We start from the raw sequence: 20,361 nt of genomic DNA on the forward strand, positions 1-20,361 counted from the left end.
CCCCACGGGCACGGCCCCGACCGCAGGAGGGGGCGGCCGGGTCCGTGCCCGCGGCTGTCCGCCGCGGGCCGGCCCGGCCGGTACGTCAGGCGCCGCTGCGGGCCCGCCGCGACAGCACGGCACGCACCACCCGGCGCCCCTCCGTCGCCACGTCCAGCGCCTCGCGCAGCCCGCCCGCGCCGCTCTCGGCCAGCAGCCTCAAGATCCGTGTCTGGCGTTGCAGTTCGGCCGCGAGCAACGGCGACATGCCCTCCGTACGCCCCTCCCGCCAGGCCGCCGCGGCGGTCACCGGGGCCCCGGCCGCGTCCAGCGTCAGGTGCGCCTGCAACGCGGCCACCGAGCAGGCGTCGGCCCACTCGTGCCAGCCGTCGGACGCCGTCTGCCGCGGCGCCGTCGCCAGCATCCGCCGCACCTCCTGCGCGGCCTCCCCCGTCGCATCGCCGCCGTCCAGCGCGGCCCGCGCCGCCACGAGCCGCTCGTCCCAGCCCGCGCGGTCCCCCGCGAGGCAGGTCCACAGCGGCCGCAGCGCCTCGTCGTGGGCCGGGTCGGCGCCGAGCAGCGGCACACACCGGTCGAGACAGCCGAGGCCGCTCACGGCGAGCGCCCGTGCGTCGGCCCGCGCGATCAGTTCCACCAGGCTCATGGACGTATGCCTCCCGGACCCGCCGCTCCCCTTGGGGACTACTGGGACTTACTGCGCCTGGACCGCCGGGAACGTCACATCGGCGTCACCGCGCCGCCACGCCGAGCCGGTCCAGGAACCGGAAGAACAGCTCCTCCGCCGACGGCTCCGCGTCCGCCCGCAGCACGTCCGACAGCGGCTGCGCCACCACCGTCCGCCCGCCCTCCGCGGCCCAGGCGACCGCCCGCTCGGCGGCGTCCCGCGGCGGCAGGAAGTAGTCCTCCAGGGACCGCTCGTCCCCGCCGATGTACCCCGTCATCGCGGTGCGCCCCAGACACGTCGTCCACGCCCCGCTCTGCGGCGCCGCCGCCTCGACCACGGCGCAGCGGCTGTCCATGACGTACGCGAACAGAGCGGGCGAACCCGTCTCCGCGGCCAGGGCGTTCATGCTGCCCACGTCCCTGGGCTGCTCGCCGCCCCCGCCGGGGCACTCCCACACCTGCCAGGCCCCGGCCCGCTCCTCCAGCAGCGTCAGCTCGTCCCGCACCCCGCTCAGGGCCTCGAGTTCCTTCAGCGGACGCTCGCTCCTGGCCACCACGTAGTAGCCCCAGTAGCCCATACCCCGTGCCCCCGTCCCGATGTACTTCACGGCTCGGGCCGAATACACCACAGCGATACGTGACTTCGCCACCGGAAAGGCGAACTAGGCGTGCGCGTGAGCCACCTTGCGGTTCTGCAGCCCGGTCAGGGCCCGCACGAAGGCGATCGCGAAGACGGCGCTGACGATGTCGAGGAGGTCGGCCAGGACCACGGCGCCGGTGGCGTCCTTGATGTCGGGGAGCCGCTCGGCGCTCTCGTACCAGGCCTCCATGAACCAGGTCACGGTCTGGTTCGCCAGCCACAGGAACCACCAGCACTCGATCTGCCGGCGCACCCCGCGCCCCTCCACGGCGCTGGCCTGCGCGATGTCGAGTGCGATCCGCCGCGGGAACCACAGGTTGGCGATCGGCACCACGAAACCGAAGAGCACCCAGGGCCGCGCCTTGCTGTGCCCGTCCGGCGCGAAGACCTCACCGTTGTGCCGCACGCGGGAGAACCACACGACGAACGCGATGCCCGCGGCGACGTACGTGAACAGCTGCGCCGCGCCGGCCAGCGCGTACAGGTCGTCGAGCCGGTCCAGATCCGCCTCGCTGCGGCCCTTCCAGCCGTCCGCCAGCAGATCCGCCGCGAACCGGTACTCCAGGACGCCCGTCACCACGGCGAACAGATCGGCCGCGATCACCACGCCGAGCAGCACGGTCACCGCCGCGGCGAGCCCGTTCGGCGACAACGGCACGCCCCACCCCGGGCCCGGCACCGGCCGGGGCGGCCCCGGCTCGTCGGGCACCGGGTCGGGCCCCGGCGCGGCCGTCAGCGTCCCGAACGCCTCGTCCGCGCAGCGCGCGCACAGCCCGTCCTCGACCAGCGCGTTGTTCTTCCCGCATCTCTTGCACAGCACGGCTGCGCGCCCTCCCCGGGGAACCGCCGCTGACACTCCGGCCCCCCGGCCGCGCGGCCAGCGGAACATACGTTCCACCGGCCCGCAGTGTCCACTCGTATCCGCAGGTCAGCCGTTGAGCCGGCCCGCCAGCTCGACGAACTGCGGCCACGTCAGCTCCGGCTTGTCCGGATCCCACAGCTTCTGCACCGTCGCCCGCAGCGGCATCCGGATGCCCCGCGCGACCTGCTCCTGGGTCTGGGCCTGCGCGAGGTCGCACCAGACGGCGAAGGTGCCGCCGAGGATCTGGTCGTCGTACTTCGCGGGCACGGGGGTCGTGCCGCGCACGACGAGCGGCGTCCAGCTCTCGTAGATCCGCTGCCCGGTCGGGTAGACGAAGGTGTTGGGCTGGCCGAGGACGTAGTACAGGAACTCGTCGTTGTAGTTGGTCAGCTTCCGGCCCTGGCTCAGGTACGAGACGGGCTCGCGCGCCCCGATCTCCTTGCCGGTCCAGTACGCGACCTCCAGGTCCTTGTCGGCCTCGACGACACCGCCCGTGTAGAACCCGTCGTTCCAGGCCTTCAGGTTCCGGTCGAAGGGGGCCATGGTCTTCGCCCGGTCGTTGAGCCAGCCCTGGGCGAGGTCCTTGACCCGTGCGTTCGCCCCGTACTTCTGCCGCGCGGCGGCGGCCAGCTGCGGGAACGACGCCTCCGGGTTGCTCCGCGTCAGGGCCTGGTACTCGTCGGCGCCCAGGTGCCAGTACGCGCCCTTGAAGAGGCCCGCGTACTCCTTCAGCAGATCGTCCACGATCTTCGCGGAGCCCGGCTTGGAGATGTCGACGGCGCCGCGCGTCGCCGCCCCGCCCGCATCGCGCAGCTGGAGGTCGGGGTGCGCCTTGATGACGGCGCCGAGGTGACCGGGCGAGTCGATCTCGGGCACGACCGTCACATGCCGCTCGGCGGCCAGCGCCAGGATGTCCCGGACCTGCGCCTTGCTCAGGTGCTCGGCGGACACGATCTCCGGGTGCGTGTCGGACTCGATCCGGAACGCCTGGTCGTCGGAGAAGTGCAGCCCCAGTTGATTGAACTTCAGGTCGCCGATCTCCCGGATCCGGTCCTTGATCCAGTCGGCGGAGAAGTTCTTGCGCGCGATGTCCATCATGAATCCGCGCTGCGGCTTCGCCGGTTCGTCGGCGACCACGCCCTCGGGCGCGGTGGCGCCGCCGTGCACCTCCTGCTTGAGGGTGCGCGTGCCGTAGAACACGCCGGTGTCGCTCGGCCCGACGATGCGCACGCGCCCGTCCCGCACGGTCATCCGGTACGACTCCGCCTGCGCGCCGCCGGCCCCGCCGAGCGCCAGCTCGACGTCCCCGGGCCCGGCCTCGGCGCCCTCGCCCCCGTAGTCGAGCCCCAGCTCGCCGGCGATCAGCGCTCCCTCGTCGGCCAGGTCCTTGTCCCGCACGACGACCCGGCCGCCGTCCGGCTTCCAGCCGGGGCCGCGCGCCGGGGTGAAGTCGCGCACCGAGGGGATCGTGCGCGGGGGCGTGGACAGCGGGTACGACCGGCTGGGCGACGGCGTGGCCGAGGCGCTCGACTGCCCGGTCCTGCCGTCGGAGGGGGCCTGGCCCGCGGAGGAGTCGCCGCCGTCCGGCCAGAGCACCGCCGCGACCACCACGGCCCCGGCCACGACGATCCCGCCCCCGGCCAACAGAGCCTTCCGCTCTCGCTCCACGCCCGCCTCCGTTCACGATCTTGTCTCCGACCGACCGTAACCGCCGCCCCCGAGGGGCGCGGGGACCCGCGCGACCGGTCACGACGAGTCGGCGCCCGGCGAGAGTCCACCCCAGGCCCTCAAACTCTCCCGTCCGGGTGAAATTCGCGCATCCGTCGGACACCCGCAATCAGCCATCGCTAGCGTTACGCCACAAACACACGCACCGCACGCCCCCCACCTGTCCCCGCCGGAGGCTTCCGCTGGCCGCGCACCGCGCCCCTCACGATCCCGGCCGTCTGCCCATACCGGCACGGGCCGCGTCATCGGGGGGCCTCACCGACTTCAACGCGCTGGCGCAGCACGCCGCCGAGGACGCCCTGCGCGTCTGCTGCGGAAGCCGCGCGTGGGCGCGCCGGGTCGCCGCGCACCGCCCGTACCCGGACCTCGACGCGCTGCTCGCCGCGGCCGACGAGGCGGCGTACGACCTCGCCCGCGACGACCTCGCCGAGGCTCTGGCCTGCGAGGAACTGCCGCACGTGCCGGGCGCCGCCGGCTACACGGCCGCGCACACGGCGCTCGCCGCGGCGCACTGCGCCTACGAGAGCCGCTTCGGGCACGCCTTCGTGATCTGCCTGGACGACATCGCTCCCGCCGAGGCCCTCGACCACCTCCTCGCCGGGCTGCGGGACCGTCTCGGCAACGACAAGGAGGAGGAGCGGGTGGTCGCCGCGGAAGAGCTGCGCCGACTCGCCCGGGGCCGCATCGCCCGTCTTGTCCGCGATCTGCCGGATCTGCCGGATCTCCCGCTCGCCCGGCCCGGGACCCCGGGCACCACACGACGGGAAAGCATCGGCAATAGCCCGTACGTGCCTGTTTGATTGCCTGTTTGATCACACCAGTGGCCCCCGGGCGAACGAGCCGACAACTCGTCGATACGATGACGAGCGGCCGGTGGACCGTACCCGGCCGGGCTCGTCCGACACCGAAGCCGGCCGGCCCCTAGTCCCCGCTCCCGGAGGGTTCTTCCGTGCCGGCTGGAACGCTGTACCGCGGCCGGGAAGGCATGTGGTCGTGGGTGGCTCATCGAGTCACCGGTGTCCTCATTTTCTTCTTCCTGTTCGTACACGTGCTGGACACCGCTCTCGTCCGCGTCTCCCCGGAGTCGTACGACGACGTCGTTTCCACCTACAAGACGCCGATCGTCGCGCTCCTTGAGTACGGCCTCGTCGCCGCCATCCTCTTCCACGCGCTCAACGGCCTGCGTGTCATCGCCGTCGACTTCTGGTCGAAGGGCCCGCGCTACCAGAAGCAGATGCTCTGGACCGTCGTGGGCATCTGGGTCGTCCTGATGGTCGGGGCGCTGTACCCCGTCCTCGGCCACGCCGTCCGTGAACTCTTCGGGAGCTGAGGCCAGACATGTCTGACACCACCCTCACCAAGACGGACGGCACGTCCGGCGTCGGTCCCGTCGAGGGCGTCTCGCTCTACGACGTCGACAACCCCGCGCCGTACATCGAGGCGCCGCGCAAGCGCACCTCGAAGACCGGCAAGGGCAGCCGCGGCAACTTCGAGATGGCCGCGTGGCTCTTCATGCGTCTGTCCGGCGTCGTCCTGGTCGTTCTCGTCCTCGGCCACCTGCTGATCCAGCTCGTGCTCGACGGCGGCGTCTCCAAGATCGGCTTCGCGTTCGTCGCGGGCCGCTGGGCGTCCCCGTTCTGGCAGGGCTGGGACCTGCTGATGCTGTGGCTCGCGATGCTGCACGGCGCCAACGGCCTGCGTACCGTGATCAACGACTACGCCGAGCGCCCCCAGACCCGCCTGTGGCTGAAGGGCCTGCTGTACGCCGCGACGGTCTTCACCGTCCTGCTGGGCACGCTGGTGATCTTCACCTTCGACCCGAACATCCGTTAAAGCCGAGGCGAGCGAACCCGTGAAGATTCACAAGTACGACACCGTCATCGTCGGCGCCGGTGGCGCGGGCATGCGCGCGGCCATCGAGTCGACCAAGCGCAGCCGCACCGCCGTGCTGACCAAGCTCTACCCCACCCGCTCCCACACGGGCGCGGCGCAGGGCGGCATGGCCGCCGCGCTGGCCAACGTGGAGGAGGACAACTGGGAGTGGCACACCTTCGACACGATCAAGGGCGGCGACTACCTGGTCGACCAGGACGCCGCCGAGATCCTGGCGAAGGAGGCCATCGACTCGGTCCTCGACCTGGAGAAGATGGGCCTGCCGTTCAACCGCACCCCGGACGGCACGATCGACCAGCGCCGCTTCGGCGGTCACTCCCGTAACCACGGTGAGGCGCCCGTGCGCCGGTCCTGCTACGCCGCGGACCGCACGGGCCACATGATCCTCCAGACGCTGTACCAGAACTGCGTGAAGGAGGGCGTGGAGTTCTTCAACGAGTTCTACGTCCTGGACCAGCTGATCGTCGAGGAAGACGGCGTCAAGAAGTCCGCCGGTGTCGTGGCCTACGAGCTCGCGACCGGTGAGATCCACGTCTTCCAGGCGAAGTCGGTCATCTACGCGTCCGGCGGCACCGGCAAGTTCTTCAAGGTGACGTCGAACGCGCACACGCTGACCGGTGACGGCCAGGCCGCCTGCTACCGGCGCGGGCTGCCGCTGGAGGACATGGAGTTCTTCCAGTTCCACCCGACCGGCATCTGGCGCATGGGCATCCTGCTGACGGAGGGCGCCCGCGGTGAGGGCGGCATCCTCCGCAACAAGGACGGCGAGCGCTTCATGGAGAAGTACGCGCCGGTCATGAAGGACCTCGCGTCCCGTGACGTCGTGTCCCGCTCCATCTACACGGAGATCCGTGAGGGCCGCGGCTGCGGTCCCGAGGGCGACCACGTCTACCTCGACCTCACGCACCTGCCGCCGGAGCAGCTGGACGCCAAGCTGCCGGACATCACCGAGTTCGCGCGCACGTACCTCGGTATCGAGCCCTACACGGACCCGATCCCGATCCAGCCGACCGCGCACTACGCCATGGGCGGCATCCCGACGAACGTCGAGGGTGAGGTCCTCGCGGACAACACCACCGTCGTTCCCGGTCTGTACGCCGCCGGTGAGGTCGCCTGCGTGTCCGTGCACGGCGCCAACCGCCTCGGTACGAACTCGCTGCTCGACATCAACGTCTTCGGGCGTCGTGCGGGCATCGCGGCCGCCGAGTACTCCCACACGGCGTCCTTCGTCGAGCTCCCGGAGAACCCGGCGTCGCTGGTCGAGGAGCAGGTCGAGCGCCTGCGGAACTCGACGGGCACCGAGCGCGTCGCGGTCCTGCGCAACGAGCTGCAGGAGTGCATGGACGCCAACGTGATGGTGTTCCGCACCGAGCAGACGATCAAGACGGCCGTCGAGAAGATCGCCGAGCTGCGCGAGCGCTACCTCAACGTGTCGATCCAGGACAAGGGCAAGCGGTTCAACACCGACCTGCTCGAGGCCATCGAGCTGGGCAACCTGCTCGACCTGGCCGAGGTCATGGCGACCTCCGCGCTGGCCCGCAAGGAGTCCCGCGGCGGTCACTACCGCGAGGACTTCCCGAACCGCGACGACGTCAACTTCATGCGCCACACCATGGCGTACCGCGAGGTCGGCGACGACGGCACGGAGACGATCCGTCTCGACTACAAGCCGGTCGTCCAGACCCGCTACCAGCCGATGGAGCGTAAGTACTGATGGCTACTCCGACCATGGACAAGCTCGAGGCGCTCGAGGCGGACAACGGCTCGCACCTCATCACGGTCACCTTCCGGATCCGCCGGTTCAACCCGGAGGTCTCCGCGGAGTCGAACTGGGTCGACTTCCAGCTGGACATCGACCCGAAGGAGCGCGTCCTCGACGCCCTCCACAAGATCAAGTGGGAGCAGGACGGTTCGCTGACGTTCCGTCGCTCCTGCGCGCACGGCATCTGCGGGTCCGACGCGATGCGCATCAACGGCAAGAACCGCCTTGCCTGCAAGACGCTCATCAAGGACATCAACCCCGAGAAGCCGATCACGGTCGAGGCCATCAAGGGCCTCACCGTGCTGAAGGACCTCGTGGTCGACATGGACCCGTTCTTCCAGGCGTACCGGGACGTCATGCCGTTCCTGGTCACCAAGGGCAACGAGCCGACGCGTGAGCGTCTGCAGTCCGCCGAGGACCGCGAGCGGTTCGACGACACCACCAAGTGCATCCTGTGCGCCGCGTGCACGTCGTCCTGCCCGGTGTTCTGGAACGACGGCCAGTACTTCGGTCCGGCCGCCATCGTGAACGCCCACCGCTTCATCTTCGACTCGCGTGACGAGGCCGGGGAGCAGCGCCTGGAGATCCTCAACGACCGTGACGGTGTGTGGCGTTGCCGCACGACCTTCAACTGCACGGACGCCTGCCCGCGTGGCATCGAGGTCACCAAGGCGATCCAGGAAGTGAAGCGCGCGCTGATCACGCGCCGCTACTGATCTTCCGGGTCGTCCCGGTCCGTGGGCCCCGCTTCCTCGATGGGAGCGGGGCCCGCGGCCGTTCAGCGGCAGATCACCGGCGTATCTGGCTGGTGATCGTCGGATCGGTGATCTTCGTGTCGTCCGCGAGCATCATCGCCTTGCTGAGCACGACGGCCAGGGTCCGGTCGCCCTCGAAGGGCAGATAGCCGGTCTGCGCGGAGGTGCCGGCGCTCGACCTGGGGACGATGCACAGGTACTGGTCGTTGGGCGTCATCAGGATGTTCCCCGACCCCAGGTGGATCTTGTACGTGCGCAGCTCGCCCTTGACGTGCAGGAACCGGCCCTCGATGGTGCAGCGGTCGGCGATCGCGAGGCGCGGCACGAGCCGCTCCAGGAGGACGCGGCGGGTCTCGGCGCTCTGGTTCAGCTCGCCGAAGCCGTAGGACGTCCAGTAAGCGCGGAACCGGCCGCCGGGGCCGCCGTCCTGCCACGTCGGGTCGTTGCCGACGCTGGCCACGCCGACGAACAGGTCGACGTCGCGCAGGACTTCGGACAGGACCAGCGGCGGTATCTCCGTGAGCGGGAGCGGCTCGACCGGGTCCGCGCCGTCGCTCAGCCACATGCGGTACTCGCCGCCGTGGCAGTGGGCCGAGTTCCCCGGGGCGTCGATCGGGTAGAAGCGGACCTGGTCGGTGCGCAGCCGCAGATAGCTGCCCGACTCGGTGGTGTCGACGCCGTACTCCTCGCCTTCGCCCTCGATCCAGTACTCGGCGCGCAGGCCCCACTGCGGGAGTTCGCGGGTGGCGGGCGGCGCCTCGTCGTCGACGCACAGCCGCAGCTTGTTGCGCCAGCCTCGGACCGCGGCGAGGGAGTGGAACTGGTGCTGGCGGACGATGTGCGCCGCGAACCGGTTCGAGTACGTGCCCGTGGTCCGCTCGGCGTCGGTGAGCAGGTACACCTCGCGGTGGGCCTGCTTGAACGGCTGGGTGACCGCGTGCCGCTCCAGCCAGTCGCGCCAGGCGACGACCTCGGCGGGCTCGCGGTCGACGGGGTGCCAGAGCGTCACCTCGCTGCCCGTGGTCACCGGGTCGTCGGTGAGGGTGCGCGGCGCGCCGTCCGCGAAGCCGACCGGTGTGCCGTCCACGATCCACAGCAGGCGGCGGGCGAGGGTTCCGACGAGCGGGTGGTCGAGGTAGCGCTCGCGCCATGTGCCGTACGACCAGGTGCGGCGGGCGAGGAACTGCCGGTCGAGGCGCTCGGCCTGGGCGCCGAGCATCTTGTCGATGTCCTTGGCGGCGGCCTTGAGTTCCTTGAGCTCGTCGGGGTGGTCGCGCTTCACGGCGGCGGGGACGGACTTGGCCTCCTTGCCGGCCGCGCCGCGCCAGCGCAGGACGGCCCTGGCGCCCTGGACCTCCAGCAGTGCGGTGATGTCTCCGAGCCGGACCTCCGCGCGGCCCACCTCGGTCAGCCCGTAGGCGGGGACGGCCAGTTCCTCGATCTCCTCGCGGGTGAGGCCGAGGGCCTCGGCACGGGCTTCGAGGGCGGTGTCGAGCAGCTTGGCCGTCGCCTTGTACGTGATCCGCGTGGCCAGGCGGGCCAGCTCGGCGAGGGCGGCCTCGCTGTCGATGCGGGCGAGGGCGAACACGCCCGCGTTGGCGACCTTGGGGTTGCGCGGGCCGAGGCCGGCCACCTTCTTGAGCGAGGTCTCGACGAGGGCGCCGAGGGCGCGTGCGGTGTCCGGGTGGGCGGGCAGCAGGGACAGCACCCAGGTCAGACCGCGCAGCGCGTTCGCGTTGAACGGGTCGTAGCAGAGGTTGGCGTCGGGCCCGTACCGCAGGACCCGAAGGGGGAAGGTGCGGGGCCGGCCGACCAGGGCGAGCCAGGGCAGGACGGCCTCGCGCACCCGGTCCGGGCCGAGCGCCCCGATCAGGGCGTGCGCGGCCTTGTCCCACTTGGCGGAGGGCTTCGCGGAGGTGGCGGTCGCGGCGTGCGCGAGCAGGGCGCGCCACGGGTCGTCCGGGTCGCCGCAGAGGGCCGCGAGGGCGCGCTCGGCCCACTCCTCCCCGACGTTCAGCACGGGCTCCCGCATCGTCTTGGCCAGGGCGACCGACTCCGGGTCGCGGTACGCCTCCAGGGCGCATCTGCGGAAGAACGCGACGACCGGGGCGGGCAGCGGACGGCCCGCCGCCCGCTCGGCCTCCACGACGACCTGCGCGTAACTGCCGCGCCAGACCGAGGACTCCCGGCCGAGCTTGGCCAGCTCCGCCGCGCGCTCGGCGGCCAGCGGGTCGCCGGGCAGGTCCGCGCCGACGACGACGAGCAGCACCAGGACGTTCAGCCGGGCGGGCGCGTCGGCGTCCAGCTCCGCGTACTGCCGGGCCAGCTCGTCCGCGACCCGCGCGCGCAGGGCGGGGTCGAGCTCCCGGAGCGTCCCGATGATCCGGTCCCGGCCGGGGCCCCGGTAACCGTCGTTGCCCACGGCCGACTTGAGCGCCTCGCGCGCCAGGCGGTGCGGGTCCCGCGCCACCACATGGTTGCGCAGCTTGTCGATGTGGCTCTGCAGATGCACCATCAGCCACCCACCAGCGGCACGAGCTTCAGGAAGGTGACCTCGGCGCCGAGCGCCAGCTCTATCTCCTCGTCCGGCTCGGTGATCTGGCGGTCGCCGACCAGCACCAGGAACCCGTTCCCCGCGAACGCGGCCAGCGCGCGCTCCGTCTGGGCCTCGGGGTCGATGCGGCGCGGGGTGCGCAGCGCGTACCCGTTCAGCACGCGCTCCGTGTCCTTCGGCTGCACCAGCCCCTGGAACACGCGCGGGGCGGACCGCGCGTTGTGCTCCGCGACCTCCTGGAAGACCCGCCGGCTGATCAACTCACGTACGGTGAGCCGCTCCTCGGCGATCTCCAGCCCGAAGGCCGCGCCCCTGTCCCCTGATGTCGTCTCGTCGACGAACGTCACCGTTCCCATGCCCAGGAACGCTACGAGGCACCACTGACAATCAGTCCGTCACGACGGCCACCGGCCGCTCGAAGAACGTCTCCAGCGCGACCGTCGCCTGCGTCCCGCTCACGCCCTCGATCGCGTACAACCGCCGCAGTACGTACTGGAGTTGCTCCGTCGTCTTTCGCTCCACCGCCGGACACAGCAACGGCAACACGCTGGACCGTGAGGGCCGCCTCATCAGCTGCGAGCAGGGCAACCGGCGGGTGACCCGGACCGAGCACGACGGCCGGATCACCGTCCTCGCCGACCGCTGGCAGGGCAAGCGGCTCAACAGTCCGAACGACGCGGTGGTGCGCTCGGACGGCTCGGTGTGGTTCTCCGACCCGGACTTCGGGATCACCAGCGACTACGAGGAGGTTCCGCGCCGAGTCCGAGATCGGCGCGGACAACGTCTACCGGATCGACCCCGACAGCGGTGAGGCGCGGCTCGTGGCCGACGGGTTCGGCGCGCCGAACGGGCTCGTCTTCTCGCTCGACGAGACGCGGCTGTACGTGTCCGACACCCGCGGCGGCGCCCTGCGCGTCTTCGAGGTGCGCGACGACGGGACCCTCTCCGACGGCAAGGTGTTCGCCGAGGCGGGAGAGGGGCTCGGCCGGTTCGACAACATCCGGTTCGACGTCGGCGTACTCCCTGATGACCGCCGTGACCGGGGCGCCACGGATCCGCCGCTGAGCACTTCAGCGGCATTTGCCCGATCCATGGCTAATCTGACGGTATGTCACAAGAAGCTGGCCTGCAGATCCTCGGGTTCGACAACGCCCTGCTCCCCGTCGGCGACCTGCCCGAGGCCGTCGCCTTCTACGAGCGCGCCGGATTCCCCGTGAAGTTCCGCCTCGACGAGGCCGGCATCGCGCTGCTCGCCGTCGGCAAGGAGACGCCCGGCCTGCTGCTGCGCGCCGAGGACGGCTTCGGGCACCGCCCGGCGCCGTGGCCCGCGGCGCGGCTGTGGCTGGAGGTGCCCGACGCCCGGGCCGCGGCCCGGGCGCTGACCGCCGAGGGCATCGAGCCGCTCGACCCGCCCTTCTCCACCTCCACCGGGTACGTCGTCGAGATCGCCGACCCGTGGGGCAACGTCATCGGGTTCACCGACTACCTCAAGCGCCCCGAGCTGGCGCGGAATTGAGCGTTCCGCCCGGGCCCTCCCGGGCCGCCTCCCGAGGCACCGCCTGAGACCCGCGTCACGTCCGACAACTCTCGCTTGAACGTGTTCAAAAACAGGTCTACATTCATGCCTGTCAGCGTTTTTGAACGCGTTCAAGGAGGGTGGGGCATGGACCTCACAGTTGTCGCCTACATCGTCTACCTCGTCGTCAGCATCGGGCTGACCATCTGGGTGGCGCGCACCCTGAGCCGTAACGGACGGGTCTTCCTCTCCGACGTGCTGCACGGGAACGAGAAGCTGGCCGACGCCGTCAACCACCTCCTGGTGGTCGGCTTCTACCTCGTGAACCTCGGCTTCGTCGCCCTCTACCTGAGCGGCGACGAGACCATCGGGACCGCCCGCGAGGTCTTCGAGGCCCTGTCGACCAAGCTCGGCGTGGTGCTGCTCGTGCTCGGCGTGATGCACCTGGGCAACGTCTTCGTCCTCAACAAGATCCGGCGGCGCGGCGTCATGGAGCGCGAACAGCAGCCGCCGGTCCCGCCGCAGGGGTGGGCCGCTCCGGTGGCCGGGGCGTGACAGCGGTGGGAAGCACGGGGAAGGCCGTGGACCGGGACGCCCGGGGGGACGTCCCGGTCCGCCGGCTCACCGTGCTGTACGACGCGGAGTGCCCGCTGTGCACCTTCGTACGGAACTGGCTGGTGAAGCAGCGCCAGCTGGTGCCGCTCGACCTGGTGCCGGCGGGGCACTCCCGGGCCCGGGCCCTCTTCCCGGACCTCGACCACGCGGCGACGCTCGGCGACATCACGGTGATCGGCGACAGCGGCCAGATCTACCGCGGGTCCGCCGCCTGGATCGTGTGCATGTGGGCGCTGCGCGAGCACCGGCCGACCGCCCACCGGATGGCCACCCCCGCCGGGATGAAGGTCGCCAAGCAGGTGGTGCTCGGCGCCGCCAAGTACCGGGAGCTCTACCAGCGGCGGCAGGCCGGCGGCGGGGCGTACCGGCGGCAGGACGGCTGGCGGTACGACCCGAAGGACGGGTGGACGTACGACCCCGGGAGCGGCTGGTTCCAGGAGGCGTACGGATACGGGGGCGGGCCGCCGTCCTGTGACAGCGGACGCTGCGCGGCCGATTAGGCTCGGGGACCGTGGCAGCAGAGAAAGCCGTGAAGAAGAGCAGCGCGGACACGTCCGCCGGGAAACCCGCCGAGAAGCCCGCCAAGAGCGAGCAGACGCGGGCGCTGATCCTGGAGACCGCGATGCGGCTGTTCCGGGAGCGGGGCTACGACAGGACCACGATGCGGGCCATCGCGCAGGAGGCCGGCGTCTCCGTCGGCAACGCGTACTACTACTTCGCGGGCAAGGAACACCTCATCCAGGGGTTCTACGACCGGATCACCGCCGAGCACGAGGCGGCGGTCCGGTCCGTCCTCGACACGGAGACCGATCTCCAGGCGCGGCTCGCGGGCGTGCTGCGGGCGTGGCTGGAGATCGCCGAGCCGTACCACGAGTTCGCGGCCCAGTTCTTCAAGAACGCGGCCGACCCGGACTCGCCGCTCAGCCCGTTCTCCGCCGAGTCGGAACGGGCCCGGGAGGCCGCGATCAATCTGCACCGCGAGGTGCTCGCAGGGTCGAAGGCGAAGGTCCCGGCCGAACTGGCCCAGATCCTGCCCGAGTTGATGTGGCTGTCCCAGATGGGGCTCGTCCTGTACTGGGTCTTCGACAGCTCGGAGGGGCGGGAGCGCAGCCGGCGGCTCGCCGACCGCGGGGCCCGGCTGACCACACGGGGCGTGGCACTCGCCCGGTTCCGGGTGCTGCGGCCGCTGGTGCTCGAGGTGCACGAGCTGTTCATCGACTTCCTGCCGGGGATGACGCGGTCCAGGCCGTAGGGGCTGGCGTGGGCCCCTCTTACCTCGGCCTCAGATCGGACCGGTACGGTCACGGGATGCCCGGGAACCCCACACCCTCGCCGTCCCCCCAGTTCAGCCGCCGCACCGCCCTCGGCATGGGCCTCGGCGCCGCGGCCGCCCTCGCCCTGCCCGCGCAGCGCGCGTCCGCCGCGACGGCCGTCGGCGGCGCCCGGCTCGCGGCGCCCGGGGTGCAGGTGGCGCGCGGCGCGGGGGCGCCGAAGCTGCCGAAGCTGAACGCGAAGGCCTGGCTGGTCGCCGATCACGACAGCGGCGAGGTGCTCGCCTCGTTCGACGCGCATCGCGCGCTGCCGCCCGCCTCGACGCTGAAGATGCTGTTCGCGGACACGGTGCTGCCGGAGTTCGCGCACGGCCTGGAGCACAAGGTGACGGCCGAGGACCTGGCCGGGATCCCGGCGGGCTCCAGCCTCGTCGGCATCCAGGCCGGGACGACGTACACCGTCCATCAGCTGTGGCAGGGCGTCTTCCTGCGCTCCGGGAACGACGCGGTGCACGTGCTCGCCTCGATGTACGGCGGTGTCGACAAGGCGGTCGCGGCGATGCAGGCCCGCGCCGAGGACCTCCAGGCCGGCGACACCCATGTGGTCAGCCCGGACGGCTTCGACCACAAGGGGCAGGTCTCGTCGGCGTACGACCTGACGCTCTTCGCCCGGGCGGGCCTGAAGAACGACGACTTCCGCGGCTACTGCGCCACGAAGGTCGCCGACTTCCCGGCGGGCGGCGGCAAGACGTTCCAGATCCAGAACACCGACCGCCTGCTCACCGGGCAGGGCGTCGCCGCGTACCAGGGCCTCATCGGCGTGAAGAACGGCTACACCTCGCACGCCGGGAACACCTTCACCGGCGCCGCGACCAGGAAGGGCCGCACCCTCCTGGTCACCGTGATGCACCCCGCGTCCGGCTACGAGGCGGTGTACGAGGAGACGGCCGCGCTGCTGGACTGGGGGTTCGCGGCGGGTTCCACCGTGAGCGCGGTCGGCGAGCTGGTCACGCCGCTGAGCGAGCAGCCGAAGAAGTCGGCGTCCCCGGCGGCGGGCGCCCCGGCCGTCGTCTCCTCGGGCACCGCCCGGCACGGCGAGGGCTGGGCGCTGGGCGGTTCCGCCGCGGTGGCGGCGGTGGCGGGCGGCGGCCTGCTGGCCCTGCGGCGCCGGGCGAGGCCGACCGGGAGGCGGCGCGCCTGAGGGGCCGGCGGCTCAGCCCCCTCCCCGAGGCGCCGCATCCACGTCGTCCGGCAGCTCGACGTCGTACACCAGGGGCCGGTCCCCCACCGTGATGTGCCGGGCCAGCGGGGCCAGTCGGCGGTCCGTCACCACGAGGACGTACGACCCGGGCGCGGGGGCCGACACGATGTACGCCCCGTCGGCGAGCGACCGGACCCGGTCCAGCTGGCGGCCGCCCCGCGAGATCAGCGTGACCGTGGCCTCGGCCGGCGGGTCGCCGTCCGGGGTGCGCAGGAAGCCGTGGACCACCGTGGCCCCGCCGGACTGCTCCGGCACCTTCGCCACCGGCACCTTCGCCACCGGCTCCGCTGTTGGCGGGGCCTCATGCGGCTCCACCGCGAGGTGCGGCAGCCTGCGCTCCAGGCCGGCCGGCAGCCACCAGTTGGCGCGGCCGAGCAGATGCATCGCCGCCGGCACCAGCGCCGTACGCAGCACGAACGCGTCGAGGGCGACCGCCGCCGCGAGCCCGATGCCCGCCATCGCGCCCTCCATGTCGCCGCTGAGGACGAACGCCGAGAACACGCACACCATGATCAGCGCCGCGCAGTTGATGACCCGGCTGGTCTCGGCGAGTCCGACGCGCACGGCCCGCGCGTTGTCCTTCGTGTGCACCCACTCCTCGTGCATCCGGCTCACGAGGAACACCTGGTAGTCCATGGACAGGCCGAAGAGGAGCGACAGCATGATGACGGGGAGGAAGGCCGTGATGGGCCCCTCCTTGCCGAGGCCGAGCGCCTCCGCGCCCCAGCCCCACTGGAAGATCGCGACGAGGACGCCGAAGGAGGCCGCGGCGGCGATCAGGTTCATCAGCGCCGCCGTCAGCGGCACGACCAGCGAGCGGAACGCGATGAGCAGCAGCAGGAAGCCGAGGGCGATGATCGTGCCGACGAAGTACGGGAGCCGGTCGCCCGTCACCGACGCGAAGTCCTTGAAGACCGCGGTCACGCCGCCGACATGGGCCGTGACCCCGGACCGGGGGATCACGTCGTCGCGCAGCCGGTCGATCAGCTCGTCCGTCCGCACCGACTGCGGCGAGGTCGTCGGGACCACCTGGACGACGGAGACGCCGTGCGCGGGCGGCGCCGCCGCGACCTGCGCGACGCCCTCGGTCGTCCGGATCCTCGCCACCAGGTCCGTCGCGTCGGCGCCGCCCGGCACCACCACCTGCAGCGGTCCGTTGAAGCCGGGTCCGAAGCCCTCGGCGAGCAGGTCGTAGGCCTGCCGGGTGGTCGTCGACTCCTTGTGGTTGCCCTGGTCGGTGGCGCCCAGGCGCAGCGAGAGCACCGGGATCGCGAGGACCAGCATGACGACGACCGCCGCCGCGCCGATCGTGCGCGGCCGCTTCTGCACGTACGACGCCCAGCGCGCCGCGAGCCCGCTCGGTTCGGCCGGGTCGGGGCCCTGCGCGGCGAGCCGGCGGCGCTGGCGGCTGCTGAGCACGCGCGGGCCGAGGAGGCCGAGCAGCGCGGGCAGCAGGGTGATCGCGGCGAGGACGGAGAGCACGACGGTCAGGGACGTGGCGATGACGACGCCGTCGAGGAAGCGCATGTTCATCACCAGCATCCCGGCGAGGGCGATGCACACGGTGCCGCCCGCGAACAGCACCGCGCGGCCCGAGGTGTTGAGCGCTTGGACGGCCGACTCCTCGGGCTTCAGGCCGCGTTGGATGCCCCTGCGGTGCCGGGTGACGATGAACAGGGCGTAGTCGATGCCGACGCCGAGTCCGATCAACGAGCCGAGCAGCGGCGCCACTTCGGGCACGTCGGTGACATGGCTGAGCAGCGCCGTCGACATCAGGCCCGTGCCCACGCCCATGATCGCGACGACGATCGGCAGCGCCATCGCGAACAGCGAGCCGAACGCCAGGAACAGGACGACCGCGGCGGCCGCGACACCGACGGCCTCGGACAGGCCCTGCGGCGGCTCCTGGATCCGGGTGATGGCCTGACCGCCCAGGTCGACCCGGAGCCCGCTCCGCCCGGCGTCCTGCGCGCGGTCGACGACGTCCTGGACGAGCTGCTTCGGCACCTCGTTGGCCTGCGCGGTGAAGGTCACCTGGGCGTAGGCGATGGTGCCGTCCTCGCTGATCCCGCCCTGCGCGCCGCCGCCGTAGGGGCCGGTGACCGCGCCGACGCCCTTCATCGCGGCGATGTCCTTCAGCGCGGGTTCGATCCGGGACCGGACCGCCGGGTCCCGTACGGACCCCTCGTCCGTCTTCCAGACCACGGTGTCGGTGTCGCCCGAGCGCTCCGGGAACGCCTTCGTCAGCTGGTCGTGGGCGGTCTTGGAGTCGGTGTCCGGGAGGGAGAAGACGTTCGCGTAGTCGGTGCCCGCCGTCGTGCCCGCGGCCCCGAGGCCGAACAGCGCCCCCAGCCACAGCACGAGGACCACAAGACGGTGCCGATAGCACCACCGTGCCAATGCCGTCACGTGCTCGCTCCTTGTCGATGCGTCGCCGCCGTCGGTGCGTCTCCTGCGCCGGTGCGTCTCTCGCGCCGGTGCTCCTCTCGCGCCGGTGGTCGTCCCCCGGGCTCCGAGCATCCGACGGCGGGCCGCCCGATTTCCGCGACGCGGCCATGACTCTCAAGGAACTCCAAGAAGTCCCGCGGCCGTTGCCACGGGGCGCGCGCCGATACTGGGGCCATGACTGTCAACGGCGGAAGTCCCGCGACGGTGCTCGTCGTCGAGGACGAGCCGAGCATCGCCGACGTCCTCGCGATCGCACTGCGCTACCACCACTTCGAGGTGATGACGGCCGGCACCGTGCGCCAGGCCCTCGCCCTCACCGAGCGGACCAGGCCGGACGCGGCGCTGCTCGACATCATGCTGCCGGACGGCGACGGCCGCAGCCTGGGCCGTGAACTGCGCGTGCGCCGGCCCGAGCTGGCGCTGGTCTTCCTGACCGCGCGGGACGCGCCCGCCGAGGTCGTCGGCGCCCTCGGCTTCGGCGACGACTACATCACCAAGCCGTTCAACATCGACGAGGTCGTCGCCCGGCTCCACGCCGTACTGCGCCGCACTCGCCCCCAGGACGTCCTGCCGCAGCGGCCCCCGCTGACGTACGGCGACCTGGAACTGGACGAGGCGACGTACACGGCGCACCGGGCAGGCACCGCCGTGCAGTTGACACCGACCGAGTACGCGCTGCTGCGGTTCCTCGTGCGCAACGGCGGGCGGATCGTGCCCAAGGAGCAGCTCCTGCGCCATGTGTGGCAGTACGAGCACACCGCCGAGTCGACCGTCGTCGAGACCTACATCAGCTACCTGCGGCGCAAGCTCGACGCGCTGGGACCGCCGCTGATCATGACGCGGCGCGGGGTCGGATACGGGCTGGCGGCGATATGAAGCGGCGTCGGCGCGGCATGAGTTCGCTGCGCGCCAAGCTGACCCTCGCGAACGTGGCGCTGCTCGCCCTCGGCATCGCCGCCGCCACCGCGGTCAGCCTGATCGGTATGCGGCACTACCTCCTCGACAACATCGACCAGGAGCTGCGCGCCTCCCGCACCTCCATCCAGCGCACCGGGATCACCCTCAAACAGGTGCAGGCGCTCAGCCAGCTGGGGATCGCCCTCGACAAGATGTCGCCGGGCGGAGCCGGGCACGTGGGGTCGCTGCCGCGGTCCGAGTCGGTGTTCGTCGCCGTCGGCGAGAACGGTGAGCCGGTCGCCGTCGGCACACTGCGGCCGACCGGACGGCAGCGCGAACTGGCCGCCGCCGTCGACGATCCGGCCGCCCTCGCACGCGCCACGTCCGTCCACGACCTGACGGTCGGCGGCGACCCGTACCGCCTGGTCGGCGCCCGCCTCGCCGACGACACCACCATCCTGATGGCGACCTCCACCAGCGCCGTGCAGTCCGGCATCCGCAAGGCGCTCCGGCTCGATCTGGCGCTCGGTATCGGACTGTTGCTGCTGCTCGCCGTCGTCACGATGCTCGGCACCCACCACCGTCTGCGTCCCCTGGAGGACATGGTGGAGACGGCGTCCGCGATCGCCGAGGGTGATCTGACCCGGCGTGTGCCCTCGCGCCGCGCGCCCGTCCAGGAGACCGAGCAGCTGCGCCTCGCCCTCAACTCGATGCTCCACCAGGTCGAGTCGGCCTTCGAGACACGCGAGCGCAGCGCGTCCCAGCTCCGCCGGTTCGTCGCCGACGCCTCCCACGAACTACGCACCCCTCTGTCGGCGATCCGCGGCTACCTCCAGCTCTACGACAAGGGGATGCTGCGCGACCCGGACGAACGGGCCCGCGCCTGGCAGCGGGTGAACGCCGAGGCCGACCGCATGCAGCGGCTCGTCGACGAGCTTCTCACCCTGGCCCGCCTGGACCAGCGGCCCGAACTGCGGCTGCGCAACGTCGACCTGAGCCGCCTGGTCCGCGACGCGGCGGACGATCTGCGGGTGCAGCAGCCCGAACGGCCGGTGACGGTGGCCGCCGACGGGGCGGTCCTGGTCCGCGCCGACGAGTCCGGGCTGCGGCAGGTGCTGGGCAACCTCCTCGGCAACGTACGCGTCCACACGCCCGGCGACGCGCCGGTCGCGCTGTCCGTGACGCGTGCGGCGGGGGTGGTGCGGCTCGCCGTCGCCGACGAGGGGCCCGGGCTCGCGCCCCAGGACGCGGCCCGCGCCTTCGACCGCTTCTTCCGCGCCGGCGGGGGCGCGGGCAGCGGGCTCGGCCTGGCCATCGTGCAAGGGGTGGTGACGGCCCACGGGGGCGAGGTGTCGGTGCGGACCCGGCCGGGGGCGGGGCTGACCGTGACGGTGGCTCTGCCGGTGGATCCACCGACGGATCCGCCGGTGAGTCCGCCGGTGGATCAGCCGACGGCCCGCGCGGGGAGGGCCGTGGGCTTGGAGGACTCGTGCGCG

At 71.8% G+C, this 20,361-nt stretch carries 18 protein-coding genes and 3 pseudogenes; 13 read left to right on the forward strand and 8 right to left on the reverse strand.

All coding sequences use genetic code 11. The features are described 5' to 3' along the window. Positions 1-85: 85 nt before the first annotated feature. The 4 genes from ACQUQD_RS15845 to ACQUQD_RS15860 form a co-directional block, all read right to left on the reverse strand. Complete coding sequence (locus tag ACQUQD_RS15845; RefSeq protein ID WP_428952727.1) at positions 86-643, reverse strand: hypothetical protein; 558 nt, start codon at positions 641-643, stop codon at positions 86-88. A gap of 85 nt (positions 644-728) precedes the next feature. After that, a complete protein-coding gene (locus ACQUQD_RS15850) occupies positions 729-1,241 on the reverse strand; it encodes a hypothetical protein (protein ID WP_428957570.1) in 513 nt (170 codons plus the stop codon). 84 nt (positions 1,242-1,325) lie between these two features. Next, a complete protein-coding gene (locus ACQUQD_RS15855; protein WP_428952728.1) occupies positions 1,326-2,123 on the reverse strand; it encodes a DUF4328 domain-containing protein in 798 nt (265 codons plus the stop codon). Between the two features lie 108 nt (positions 2,124-2,231). Further along, on the reverse strand, positions 2,232-3,833 hold the full coding sequence (locus ACQUQD_RS15860; RefSeq protein ID WP_428952729.1) for a beta-N-acetylhexosaminidase: 1,602 nt from the start codon (positions 3,831-3,833) through the stop codon (positions 2,232-2,234). A 137-nt stretch (positions 3,834-3,970) separates the two neighbouring features. Between ACQUQD_RS15860 and ACQUQD_RS15865 the strand changes: the two genes are divergently transcribed. The 5 genes from ACQUQD_RS15865 to ACQUQD_RS15885 all read left to right on the forward strand — a co-directional run bounded on the left by ACQUQD_RS15865 (position 3,971) and on the right by ACQUQD_RS15885 (position 8,264). Further along, positions 3,971-4,693: a 2-oxo-4-hydroxy-4-carboxy-5-ureidoimidazoline decarboxylase gene (locus tag ACQUQD_RS15865; protein ID WP_428952730.1), complete on the forward strand. Its 723-nt coding sequence runs from the start codon at positions 3,971-3,973 to the stop codon at positions 4,691-4,693. A 149-nt stretch (positions 4,694-4,842) separates the two neighbouring features. Beyond that, positions 4,843-5,223, forward strand: a complete 381-nt coding sequence (gene sdhC / locus ACQUQD_RS15870; RefSeq protein ID WP_100594758.1) for a succinate dehydrogenase, cytochrome b556 subunit — start codon at positions 4,843-4,845, stop codon at positions 5,221-5,223. A gap of 8 nt (positions 5,224-5,231) precedes the next feature. After that, the gene (locus ACQUQD_RS15875) at positions 5,232-5,726 is read left to right on the forward strand and encodes a succinate dehydrogenase hydrophobic membrane anchor subunit (protein WP_428952731.1); all 495 of its coding nucleotides are present in this window, start codon (positions 5,232-5,234) and stop codon (positions 5,724-5,726) included. A 19-nt stretch (positions 5,727-5,745) separates the two neighbouring features. Continuing rightward, positions 5,746-7,500 carry a succinate dehydrogenase flavoprotein subunit gene (gene sdhA, locus ACQUQD_RS15880; protein ID WP_428952732.1) on the forward strand — a complete coding sequence of 585 codons (1,755 nt, stop codon included), beginning with the start codon at positions 5,746-5,748 and terminating at the stop codon, positions 7,498-7,500. Further along, a complete protein-coding gene (locus tag ACQUQD_RS15885) occupies positions 7,500-8,264 on the forward strand; it encodes a succinate dehydrogenase iron-sulfur subunit (protein WP_428952733.1) in 765 nt (254 codons plus the stop codon). Before sdhA ends, ACQUQD_RS15885 begins: the two co-directional genes overlap by 1 nt. Before the next feature lie 73 nt (positions 8,265-8,337). Here the strand turns inward: ACQUQD_RS15885 and ACQUQD_RS15890 are convergent, their stop codons facing one another. The 3 genes and pseudogenes from ACQUQD_RS15890 to ACQUQD_RS15900 form a co-directional block, all read right to left on the reverse strand. Continuing rightward, positions 8,338-10,818 carry a DUF4132 domain-containing protein gene (locus ACQUQD_RS15890; protein ID WP_428952734.1) on the reverse strand — a complete coding sequence of 827 codons (2,481 nt, stop codon included), beginning with the start codon at positions 10,816-10,818 and terminating at the stop codon, positions 8,338-8,340. Further along, the gene (locus tag ACQUQD_RS15895; RefSeq protein WP_428952735.1) at positions 10,818-11,213 is read right to left on the reverse strand and encodes a hypothetical protein; all 396 of its coding nucleotides are present in this window, start codon (positions 11,211-11,213) and stop codon (positions 10,818-10,820) included. The genes ACQUQD_RS15890 and ACQUQD_RS15895 overlap by 1 nt, the downstream gene beginning before the upstream one ends. Before the next feature lie 31 nt (positions 11,214-11,244). Continuing rightward, a pseudogene (locus ACQUQD_RS15900) lies at positions 11,245-11,379 on the reverse strand (Lrp/AsnC family transcriptional regulator); the annotation flags it as partial. On the opposite strand from ACQUQD_RS15900, the pseudogene ACQUQD_RS15905 reads away from it, so the two are divergent. From ACQUQD_RS15905 to ACQUQD_RS15930, 6 genes and pseudogenes are all read left to right on the forward strand, one after another. Then, positions 11,366-11,867 (forward strand): annotated as a pseudogene (locus ACQUQD_RS15905) (SMP-30/gluconolactonase/LRE family protein); the annotation flags it as partial. The pseudogenes ACQUQD_RS15900 and ACQUQD_RS15905 sit on opposite strands and share 14 nt — an antisense overlap. 98 nt (positions 11,868-11,965) lie before the next feature. Next, positions 11,966-12,373 carry a VOC family protein gene (locus ACQUQD_RS15910; RefSeq protein WP_428952736.1) on the forward strand — a complete coding sequence of 136 codons (408 nt, stop codon included), beginning with the start codon at positions 11,966-11,968 and terminating at the stop codon, positions 12,371-12,373. 147 nt (positions 12,374-12,520) lie between these two features. After that, positions 12,521-12,928 (forward strand): hypothetical protein, encoded by a 408-nt coding sequence (locus ACQUQD_RS15915; protein ID WP_428952737.1) that lies wholly within the window; start codon positions 12,521-12,523, stop codon positions 12,926-12,928. Then, a complete protein-coding gene (locus ACQUQD_RS15920; RefSeq protein WP_428952738.1) occupies positions 12,925-13,488 on the forward strand; it encodes a thiol-disulfide oxidoreductase DCC family protein in 564 nt (187 codons plus the stop codon). The genes ACQUQD_RS15915 and ACQUQD_RS15920 overlap by 4 nt, the downstream gene beginning before the upstream one ends. 122 nt (positions 13,489-13,610) lie before the next feature. Further along, entirely contained in the window at positions 13,611-14,240 is a 630-nt protein-coding gene (locus ACQUQD_RS15925) for a TetR family transcriptional regulator (RefSeq protein ID WP_428957571.1), read from the forward strand. Positions 14,241-14,296: 56 nt separating this feature from the next. Beyond that, complete coding sequence (locus ACQUQD_RS15930; protein WP_428952739.1) at positions 14,297-15,460, forward strand: D-alanyl-D-alanine carboxypeptidase family protein; 1,164 nt, start codon at positions 14,297-14,299, stop codon at positions 15,458-15,460. A gap of 12 nt (positions 15,461-15,472) precedes the next feature. On the opposite strand, the gene ACQUQD_RS15935 is transcribed toward ACQUQD_RS15930, so the two are convergent. After that, the gene (locus ACQUQD_RS15935; RefSeq protein ID WP_428957572.1) at positions 15,473-17,920 is read right to left on the reverse strand and encodes an MMPL family transporter; all 2,448 of its coding nucleotides are present in this window, start codon (positions 17,918-17,920) and stop codon (positions 15,473-15,475) included. A 222-nt stretch (positions 17,921-18,142) separates the two neighbouring features. Between ACQUQD_RS15935 and ACQUQD_RS15940 the strand changes: the two genes are divergently transcribed. Both ACQUQD_RS15940 and ACQUQD_RS15945 read left to right on the forward strand, forming a co-directional pair. Further along, positions 18,143-18,844: a response regulator transcription factor gene (locus tag ACQUQD_RS15940; protein ID WP_428952740.1), complete on the forward strand. Its 702-nt coding sequence runs from the start codon at positions 18,143-18,145 to the stop codon at positions 18,842-18,844. Beyond that, positions 18,841-20,271 (forward strand): annotated as a pseudogene (locus ACQUQD_RS15945) (sensor histidine kinase); the annotation flags it as partial. The gene ACQUQD_RS15940 and the pseudogene ACQUQD_RS15945, both read left to right, overlap by 4 nt. Positions 20,272-20,361: the final 90 nt, after the last annotated feature.

It is taken from the genome of Streptomyces sp. cg35, assembly GCF_050410835.1.
In the GTDB taxonomy this organism is placed as follows: domain Bacteria; phylum Actinomycetota; class Actinomycetes; order Streptomycetales; family Streptomycetaceae; genus Streptomyces.

What these genes read in the sequence shown, in the direction of transcription:
- ACQUQD_RS15845 (WP_428952727.1), bottom strand. Translation starts at nt 643, where the DNA reads ATGAGCCTGGTGGAACTGATCGCGCGGGCCGACGCACGGGCGCTCGCC.
- ACQUQD_RS15930 (WP_428952739.1), top strand. Translation starts at nt 14,297, where the DNA reads ATGCCCGGGAACCCCACACCCTCGCCGTCCCCCCAGTTCAGCCGCCGC.
- ACQUQD_RS15925 (WP_428957571.1), top strand. Translation starts at nt 13,611, where the DNA reads ATGCGGCTGTTCCGGGAGCGGGGCTACGACAGGACCACGATGCGGGCC.
- ACQUQD_RS15850 (WP_428957570.1), bottom strand. Translation starts at nt 1,241, where the DNA reads ATGGGCTACTGGGGCTACTACGTGGTGGCCAGGAGCGAGCGTCCGCTG.
- ACQUQD_RS15940 (WP_428952740.1), top strand. Translation starts at nt 18,143, where the DNA reads ATGACTGTCAACGGCGGAAGTCCCGCGACGGTGCTCGTCGTCGAGGAC.
- ACQUQD_RS15890 (WP_428952734.1), bottom strand. Translation starts at nt 10,818, where the DNA reads ATGGTGCATCTGCAGAGCCACATCGACAAGCTGCGCAACCATGTGGTG.
- ACQUQD_RS15915 (WP_428952737.1), top strand. Translation starts at nt 12,521, where the DNA reads ATGGACCTCACAGTTGTCGCCTACATCGTCTACCTCGTCGTCAGCATC.
- ACQUQD_RS15875 (WP_428952731.1), top strand. Translation starts at nt 5,232, where the DNA reads ATGTCTGACACCACCCTCACCAAGACGGACGGCACGTCCGGCGTCGGT.
- ACQUQD_RS15885 (WP_428952733.1), top strand. Translation starts at nt 7,500, where the DNA reads ATGGCTACTCCGACCATGGACAAGCTCGAGGCGCTCGAGGCGGACAAC.
- ACQUQD_RS15895 (WP_428952735.1), bottom strand. Translation starts at nt 11,213, where the DNA reads ATGGGAACGGTGACGTTCGTCGACGAGACGACATCAGGGGACAGGGGC.
- ACQUQD_RS15910 (WP_428952736.1), top strand. Translation starts at nt 11,966, where the DNA reads ATGTCACAAGAAGCTGGCCTGCAGATCCTCGGGTTCGACAACGCCCTG.